This window comes from Bradyrhizobium sp. MI1.3 (genome assembly GCF_055811695.1).
Genome location: NZ_JBVVPQ010000086.1, coordinates 1 through 8,689, shown reverse-complemented (window position 1 = coordinate 8,689; position 8,689 = coordinate 1). Strand labels below are relative to the sequence as shown.

The 8,689-nt window shown below is 63.9% G+C and carries 8 protein-coding genes; all 8 read right to left on the bottom strand.

Translation table 11 applies throughout. From position 1 onward, the window contains the following. Positions 1 to 201: 201 nt before the first annotated feature. Positions 202 to 648 (bottom strand): c-type cytochrome, encoded by a 447-nt coding sequence (locus tag AC0L3A_RS35235; protein ID WP_473256095.1) that lies wholly within the window; start codon positions 646 to 648, stop codon positions 202 to 204. 120 nt (positions 649 to 768) lie between these two features. Further along, entirely contained in the window at positions 769 to 3,078 is a 2,310-nt protein-coding gene (locus tag AC0L3A_RS35230) for a xanthine dehydrogenase family protein molybdopterin-binding subunit (protein ID WP_473256094.1), read from the bottom strand. 275 nt (positions 3,079 to 3,353) lie between these two features. Continuing rightward, positions 3,354 to 3,632, bottom strand: a complete 279-nt coding sequence (locus AC0L3A_RS35225) for a DUF1127 domain-containing protein (RefSeq protein WP_473256093.1) — start codon at positions 3,630 to 3,632, stop codon at positions 3,354 to 3,356. A 298-nt stretch (positions 3,633 to 3,930) separates the two neighbouring features. Continuing rightward, positions 3,931 to 4,335 carry an SRPBCC family protein gene (locus AC0L3A_RS35220; protein WP_473256092.1) on the bottom strand — a complete coding sequence of 135 codons (405 nt, stop codon included), beginning with the start codon at positions 4,333 to 4,335 and terminating at the stop codon, positions 3,931 to 3,933. A gap of 163 nt (positions 4,336 to 4,498) precedes the next feature. After that, positions 4,499 to 6,025 (bottom strand): murein biosynthesis integral membrane protein MurJ, encoded by a 1,527-nt coding sequence (gene murJ / locus AC0L3A_RS35215; protein ID WP_473256091.1) that lies wholly within the window; start codon positions 6,023 to 6,025, stop codon positions 4,499 to 4,501. A gap of 207 nt (positions 6,026 to 6,232) precedes the next feature. Continuing rightward, positions 6,233 to 7,408, bottom strand: a complete 1,176-nt coding sequence (locus AC0L3A_RS35210) for a DegT/DnrJ/EryC1/StrS family aminotransferase (RefSeq protein ID WP_473256090.1) — start codon at positions 7,406 to 7,408, stop codon at positions 6,233 to 6,235. 8 nt (positions 7,409 to 7,416) lie between these two features. After that, a complete protein-coding gene (locus AC0L3A_RS35205) occupies positions 7,417 to 8,418 on the bottom strand; it encodes a Gfo/Idh/MocA family oxidoreductase (protein ID WP_473256089.1) in 1,002 nt (333 codons plus the stop codon). Positions 8,419 to 8,602: 184 nt separating this feature from the next. After that, the coding region (locus tag AC0L3A_RS35200) for a hypothetical protein (RefSeq protein WP_473256104.1) at positions 8,603 to 8,689 on the bottom strand (87 nt) is incomplete at its 5' end.

The window sequence follows — 8,689 nt, the reverse complement described above, 5'->3', positions numbered from 1 at the left end:
GCCGTTATCGTTCTGGCGTGCTTTAAATATTCCCCCGCGCCCACCCCCCACCAAAAAAACCGGGCGCCTGTTTGCCCCGGCCGCCCTTCTTGATTCCCAGTAGCCCGGATGGAGCGCAGCGCAATCCGGGGCAGTCTGTCAGCGCGGATGGATTTCCGCATTGCGCTGCGCTCCATCCGGGCTACGAATCTTTTTCTTGCCTCAACCGTTCTTCACGCGAAACGTTTCGTGGCAGCCGCCGCATTCCTTACCGACCGCGGGAAAGTTCGCCTTGAGCGAGTCGATATCCTTGATCTTGCCCTTGGCCTCGGCGACGATCTTGGCGAAGCTCGCGACCTTGGCGTCGAACCCGGTCTTGTCCTCCCAGATCTTCGGCGAGGCGCTGTAGTCGCCCTCGGGCTTCATGCCCTTTGCGCTCGCGGGAAACAGATTCGGCAACTTCTTGGCGGTGTCCTCGAACTGCGCCAGCGCGCTGTCCACCGTGGCCTGGTCATAGGGCTTTTCGCCCTTGACCATGGCCGCCACTGCGCCGGCGTTCTTGCCGTTGCCCTTCATCAGGGTCTGGACCTCCTTGACGGAGTCCTGTTGTGCCCAAACCGCGCCCATGCCGAGCAGGAGCGCGCCCCCAACAACCAACATTCGCTTCATTCGCAAAGTCCCTTTCCTTGATGCAGAATTGCCTTGATGCAGGATCGCCGTGCTGCACGATCGTGCTGACCCCTCAATGGGGCCAACACCGCTTGGCAGATTTCATTCCGTGAAAAATTGTCACAGGCTGTGACGGCGATGGTGCTCGTTGACGGCGATCCACACCCGCTCCGGGGTCGCCGGCATGTCGATGTGGTCGATCTTGTACTCGCGCCAGAGCCCGTCGACGATGGCGTTGACGACGGCCGGGCAGGACCCGATCGCGCCGGCCTCGCCCGCCCCCTTCACCCCCAGCGGATTAGTCTTGCAGGGAACGTTGGCAGTCTCGAACACGAAGTCCGGCCCGTCCGCCGCGCGCGGCAGCGCGTAGTCCATGAAGGTTGCGGTGACGAGCTGGCCGTCGCCGGTGCCATAGACCACCTGCTCCATCAACGCCTGGCCGATGCCCTGCATCGCGCCGCCATGGACCTGGCCGGCCAGCAGCAGCGGATTGAGCGTCATGCCGAAATCGTCGACGATCACGTAGTTGACGATTTTGATGATGCCGGTGGCCGGATCGATCTCGACCTCCGCGACATGGGTGCCGTTCGGATAGGTGCCGTCGGCGCTGGCAAAGGTCGCGCTCGCATTGAGCTTCGACGGATCGACGCCGGGACGCTTGGCGAGATCGGCGAACGAGATCGACCGGTCGGTGCCGGCGATGCGCACCACGCCGTCGGTGATCTCGAGGTCGCCGGCGCTGGCTTCCAGCGCCTGTGCTGCGATCTCCTTGAGCCGCGCACCGAGCTCGCGGGTCGCGCGCTCGACGCTGACACCGCCTGACGGGATCGAAGCCGAGCCGCCGGTCCCGAGGCCGGTGGCGATCATGTCGGTGTCGCCCTGGTGGACGTGCACGCGCTCGGGCGCCACGCCGAACTGCTCGGCAACGATCTGCGCATAGGCGGTCTGATGGCCCTGCCCGCTCGACTGGGTGCCGATCAGGACAGTGATATCGCCATTGGGGTCCATCCGCACATTGGCGGTCTCCTCGCCCATGGTGCCGCAGACCTCGACATAGCTCGCAAGTCCGATGCCGCGGATCAGGCCGTTCTTCTTGGCCGCCTTGGCGCGCTTGCCAAACTCCTTCCACTCGGCGATCTCCATCGCGCGCTTCAGATGCGCGGCGAAGTCGCCGGAATCGTAGACCTTGCCGGTCGCGGTCTTGTAGGGCAGCGCCTTCGGCTGGATGAAATTCTTGCGACGGATGGCATCCACCGTCATGTCGAGTTTTCGCGCGCAGGCGTCCACCAGACGTTCGATGACGTAAGCAGCCTCGGGCCGCCCGGCGCCGCGATAGGCATCGACCGGCACGCTGTTGGTGAAGATGGTGCGCACACGGCAGTGGAACGCCTGGATGTCGTAGAGGCCCGGCAGCATGCCGGCGCCGCCATGCGGGATATAGGGCCCGAAGGTCGACAGATACGCGCCCATGTCGCCCATCAGGTCGCAATCCATCGCGAGGAACTTGCCGTCCTCGGTCAGCGCCATCTTCGCGGTGGTGACGTTGTCGCGGCCCTGCGCGTCGCCCATGAAATGCTCGGTGCGGTCGGCCGCCCATTTCACCGCCTTCTTCAGCTTTCGCGCGGCGACTGCCAACAGGGCGTATTCCCGATAGGGAAACAGCTTCGTGCCGAAGCCGCCGCCGACGTCGGGGCAGATCACCCGCATCTTGTCGGTCGGGATGTTGAGCACGTTCTGGCAGAGGATATCGCGCAGCCGATGGCTGCCCTGGCTGCCGACCGTCAGCGTCAGATGGTCGCGCTTGGCGTCGTATTCGCACACCGCCGCGCGCGTCTCCATGAAGTTCGCCACGACGCGCGGATTGACGATCGAGATCTCGGCCACCGCATGCGCTTTGGCAAAGGCAGCTTCGGTCGCTTTCTTGTCACCGATCGAGACGTCGAACAGCACGTTGCCGGGCTTGTCCGGCCAGACCAAGGCTGCGCCCTTCTTCACGGCGTTGACGACCCCGGTCACCGCCGGCAGCGGGCTCCATTTGACCTCGATCGCCTCGATCGCGTCGCGGGCCTGGTCGATGGTCTCAGCCACGACGAAGGCGATGGAATCGCCGACATGGCGAACCTCGTCCTTGGCGAGGATCGGGTAAGGCGGGCCCTTGAACGGGTCGGTCTCGAGATTGAACAGGCACGGCAGGTCACCGAGATCGGCGACGTCGGCCGCGGTCAGGATCAGCGCAACGCCGGGCAAGCCGCGGGCGCGGCTCGCATCGATGGTGTATTTGGCATGTGCATGCGGCGAGCGCAGCATCAGGCAGCGCAAAGCGGCCTGCGGCGCATAATCGTCGGTATAGCGGCCCTTGCCGCGGATAAGCGCGTCATCCTCCTTGCGCAACACACTTTGGCCAACGCCGAACTTGATGGGAGCCGCCATTTTCTCGTCCCGTTTCTCATGGTTGTTTTGCCGGCATATTGCCGTGGAAAAACTGGCAAGGCAAACGGGTTTAGCCATGCGAAAACCGTCCAGCTCTCACCTGTCAGAGCAGGATGGAACGGGAGCGCCGCAGCTCGGTCATTTCGCTGTGAGGATCGGTCCGCTTGATGGCATGATAGTTGCCGAACCCGCCCGCAGTGCACGTCTGAGAACAAGCAGCCGTGCCGACTGCTGCTTGCTCACAAAGCGCATCTCCGCTTCGGATGGCTCATCAGTTACATCCCCCCGCGGCTCCATAGATCTCTGGCGTGATCCCTCAGCCTATCGATAGCCCGTTCCGGCGAGATGTAGTCAATCTCGCCACGCGTTAGGCCGATATCCATCAGCTCCCAGTCACTCAGGTCCTGCAAGGCGATGTGTGGACCCTGCCGCCAGCGCCAGTCCTGGAGCGCACGCCAGTATTGCGCGAGCAAGCCTAGGATGCTCCACGTCGAGGCAAGTTCGAGAGGGAGCCTCTCGGTCTCGGATGTGATGTTCGTCTGTTGGGGTGGCATCGCATGCTCCTGCTGTTGTGCCGGCAGGGAGCGTGGCCAAACAAAAAGGCCCCGTCCGATGCCGGCGGGGCCTGGTGGAAAGATGTCGTCGTCGAATTCCTAGCGCGCGACTCCTTCCACGGCCCAGCCGAAGCGGGTCATGTGGTTGCGGTTGAGTTTGCGCACTGATTTGATCATGCGCTGCGATTACCACAGCAATCGCGCAAAATCAAGAGATGTGTAGAGGTCGGTTGCAGCCTGGAAGCGAACCCCTTACTCAAGCGCTTTCTTGCCCCTACACACGCCCTCAGTACTTCGTCTACTTCGCTTCCACGTATCGTGCGAAGTTGTCGAGGATTGCCTGCCAACCACCTTGCTGCTGCTCGACCGAGTGCGTCGATTCGCCATCGAAGACCACGCGGACGAGAACGCCCTTCGGGCCGGGCACAAACTCGACTTCGGCTTTTCGCTCGCCGAACGCGTATTCGATCCGCTTGTGCTCGATGATTTTCGTGTAGGTACCGGCGAAGTCAAAACCCATGCTGCCGTCCTTGGCCTCCATGCGAGATGAGAAGACACCCCCTTCTCGCAGATCGACGGTCGCCTTGGTCGTATGCCAATCGTCGGACGCGGCGTTCCACTTCATGATGTCGGCCGGCGTCGTATAAGCGCGCCAGACCTGATCGATTGGGGCTGCTACGTTGGTTTCGACGGTGATCCTCATAAACAGTGCTCCTGGTTTGATTTTTGCCGGCTCGAGGTGACGGCATCACGTCAATTGTGCAGGGTCCATCCGCCGCATTTCCGAGATGTGTCCATCCAAGGACGATCGAGACTGGTCCGTGCCGACAAGGGCGAGCCGTCAATGCGTTGAAAATATGAAAAACCTAGCCCCGCACCAGCGAGACCAGCCAGCGGCGGCCGAACAGGGCAAGGATGGCGAGCGCATAGACGATCGTGCCCCCGACGGCCAGCAGAAGCAGCGTCAATTCGTCCCGGAAGAGCATCGAGCCCAACGAAGGACCGCCGAAGCGCGCGATGAGCCAGAAGGCGGCGGCCAGGATGATCCCAGTCAGCAGGAATTTGGCGAGCGACAACAGCCAGGCGCGGTCCGGCACGAGAAAGCCTCGCCGCATCGCGAAGAACAGCACCAGCAGCAGGTTGGTCCAGACGCCGACGGCGGTTGCCAGCGCCAGGCCGATCTGGGCCAGCGACCCCATCAAGGCGACCTTGAGGGCGACGTTGACCGCGATGCCGGTCAGGGAGGCGCGAACCGGCGTCGCCGTATCCTTGCGCGCATAGAAGGTCGCGACCGCGCTGCGGATCAGCACGAACGGGATGAGGCCGATGGCATAGGCCGCGAGCGTGGCGCCGGCGGCGGCGGCATCGGCTTTCGAGAACGCACCGCGGGCGAACAGCGCGCGCATGATCGCGTCGGGCACGGTAAGGAAGGCGGCGACGAACGGCACCGAGAACAGCAGCGTGAAATCGAACGCACGGCGCTGCGCCTTCATCGCGCCGTCATGGTCATTGGCCGTGATCCGCCGCGACATCTCCGGCAGCAGCACCGTGCCGATGGCAATGCCGATCACGCCGATCGGGAGCTGATTGAGGCGGTCGGCGTAATAGAGCGCCGACAACGCGCCGGCGGGCAGGAAAGTCGCGATGATGGTGTCTGCAAAGAGCGCGAGCTGCGTGCCCATCGAGCCCAGCGTCGCAGGCCCGAGTGCCCTAAAGAATGCGCGAACGTCTTCGTCGAGCTTGAGCGGCGCAAAGCGCGGCAGGCCGCCATGGCGGGCGAGATCACCGGCGAGCAGGAAATACTGCAAAAAACCCGAGATCAGGACGCCCCAGGCGGCGGCGTGGCCCGCACTAGGAAACCAGGCGGCGAGCGCCAGCGTCATCATCATCGAGATGTTGAGGAAGATCGACGCGGCTGCGGCGCTCGCAAAGCGCTGCATCACGTTGAGCATGCCGCCATAGAGCGTCACCAGCGTGATCAGCAGCAGGTAGGGAAAGGTGATCCGGGTCAGTTCGATCGCGAGCTTGCGCTGTTCGGCGTCCTCGGAAAAGCCGGGCGCCAAAATGCTCATGGCTTGCGGCATGAACAGCCAAGCGACGATCAGCAGCACCACCTGGGAGGCCAGCAGCAGCGTGAAGATGCGGTCGGCGAACAATCTTGCCGCCCCCTCCCCGCGCTCGCCGTGCACGTGCGCGTAGGCCGGCACCCAGGCCGCGTTGAAGGCGCCCTCGGCAAAGATCGCACGGAAATGGTTGGGCAGCCGCAGAGCCACGAAAAAGGCGTCGGCCACGGGGCCGGCGCCGAGAATCGCCGCAAGCATGATATCGCGGGCAAATCCCGTCAGCCGCGAGAGCAGCGTGTAACCACCAACCGTGAAGATACGTCCGAGCATGCGTCTGTTTTAGAGCATGGCGAGATTAGGTCTAGGTGCAAGCTGCGGCGCAGGTGCGCTCCCTCCCCCGCTTGCGGGGGAGGGTTGGGGAGAGGGTGTTTCCACAAGCGATCTCCCAGAGGAGAGAACCCTCACCCGCCGCGCTACGCACGACGACCTCTCCCGCAAGCGGGAGAGGTGAAGCAGCAGCGCAGCAAAACGGCGAAATCAGGTTGAAAGCGCGCCGCGCACGGCGGCGATGATTCGCTCCTGATCGGCTTCGGTCAGATAGGCATGCATCGGCAGGCTGATGACGTCCTGCGACAGGCTCTCGCAGCCCGGCAGGCCGCCCTCGGCGACCGGGTGCTGCTTGTAGGCCGTCTGCTGATGCATCGACTTGCCGTAATAGATCGCGGTCGGCACGCCCTGGGCCTTCAGCGCTGCGGCAAAGCCGTCGCGGTCGGTGCCCTCAGGAAGGCGGATGGTGTACTGCGCCCAGACCGAACTGTTGCCGGGCGCCAGACGCGGCACGGTGACGACGTTGGAGAGACCGCGCGCGTAGCGCTCGGCGACCTTGTTGCGCGCGGCGATCTCGTCGTCGAAGATCTTCAGCTTCTCGATCAGGATCGCGGCCTGCATAGTGTCGAGCCGGCCGGTCAGACCGAGGCGGACGTTGTCGTATTTGTCGACGCCCTGCCCGTGCACGCGGATGCTGCGCAGCGTCGCCGCGAGCTCGTCGTCATCGGTGAAGATCGCCCCGCCGTCACCGAAGCAGCCGAGCGGCTTTGCGGGGAAAAAGCTGGTCGCGGTGGCGAGCCCAAAGGTGCCGAGCTTGCGGCCCTTGTAGCTCGCGCCAAAACCTTGCGCGGCGTCGTCGAGCACGAACAGGCCTTCGGCCTCGGCGATCTCGGCGATGGCGTCGTGATCGGCGGGCTGGCCGAAGAGGTCGACCGGAATGATCGCGACCGGCTTGAGGCCAGCCTTGCGGGCGGTCGCGATGCCGCGCTTGAGCGATTCCGGGCTCATGTTGAAAGTCGCTTCGTCGACGTCGACATAAACCGGCGTCGCGCCGGTCCGCGCCACCGGCGAAGCCGTCGCAATGAAGGTGAAGGACGGACACAACACGGCGTCGCCCGGCCCGACATTCTTCGCCATCATCACCATCAGGATCGCATCGGTGCCGCTGGCGCAGCCGATGACGTGCTTGGCGCCGCAATAGGCCGCAAGCTGCTTCTCGAGTTCGGCGACTTCAGGGCCGTTGACGAACTGACAATGATCGAGAACGCGCGTCACGGCGGCATCGAGCGAATCGCCGAGCCGGCGGCGCTGCGAGGCGACGTCGATAAAGGGAATGGGTTCGGAACGCAGATGCTGGTTCATGGCGCCTTCTTGGCTGGTCGACATGGAAGAGTTCAGCCGGCAACGCGGCGCGGACCCTTGCGGGCAGACGTGGCCGCGGGGCGGGACGGCGTTTCCAGGCACTGCGTCGCGATCTCGAGGCTGGCGACACCTTCGTCGCCGGTGACCGCCGGCGTCTCGCCGTTGCGCACGGCCTTGAGGAACGCGATCAGCTCGGCGCGGAGCGGCTCGTCATGGCCGACCGGCAGATGCCGCATCGAATAGCTGCCGTCAGGCTTGAAGCCGAAGCATTCGGTGACCTGGCGCGTCAGGAGATCGCCCATCACGTATTTGCCGCGGGTCGCGACCGTGACGCTGCGTGCCTTGAACGGCGTCAGCCAGTTGGTATTGATGTGCGCGAGCACGCCGTTGGCAGTGCGGAACTGCAAGAGCGCGATGTCCTCGCGCTCGGCGACCGCGCTCGACAATTGCGGCTGCACCTCGACGATGTCGGATTCGGTGAACCAGCGGATCAGATCGATGTCGTGCACGGCGAGATCGATGACGACGCCGACATTGGACATGCGCGGCGGGAACGGGCCGACGCGCGTGATCGCGATCGACAGAATATCCTCGCCGGCGATCGCCTGCTTGACGGCGGCCACAGCCGGATTGAAGCGCTCGACATGCCCGACCATCAGCGTCACGCCGGCCATTTGCGCAGCAGTGACGATCTCGCGGCCTTCCGCGACCGTGGACGCAATCGGCTTCTCGACCAGCACGTGGATGTTCTTGGCGATGCAGGCGAGCGAGACCTCGTGATGCAGATGGGTCGGCGCCGCGATGGTGACGGCATCGACGCCTTCGGCCAGCAGCTGGTCGAGCGTCTCGAAGCTCGCGCAATTGGCAAGCTCCATCGCCCGCGTGCGATGTGCCGGCGAAGGATCGACGACGCCGACGAGGCTGACGCCGGGAAGACCCGCGAGCACGCGCGCGTGGTTGCTGCCCATCACGCCGGCACCAATGACGCCGACGCGCAAGCCGGCCTTTGCCGGTGCAGATCCTGTGGAACTCATTTGAGCAAACCCCGATTCAACGCAAATCCCCAGGGCGCTTCTAGCACGGACGCCACATTTGTGGCGAATGCGGAGCTAGCGGTCCGGACACGATTTGATTCAAAAAGTTACACGTTTCCCGGGCCTTAAGCCTCTGAAAGAGACCATCCTTTTGGCCCGGGTCGCGTGATTCGGAGTGTGCTGGTTACGACCTTTGATAGTCGTCTTCAATCCGGATGATGTCGTCTTCCCCGAGATAGCTTCCCGTCTGGACCTCGATCAGCTCCAGCAT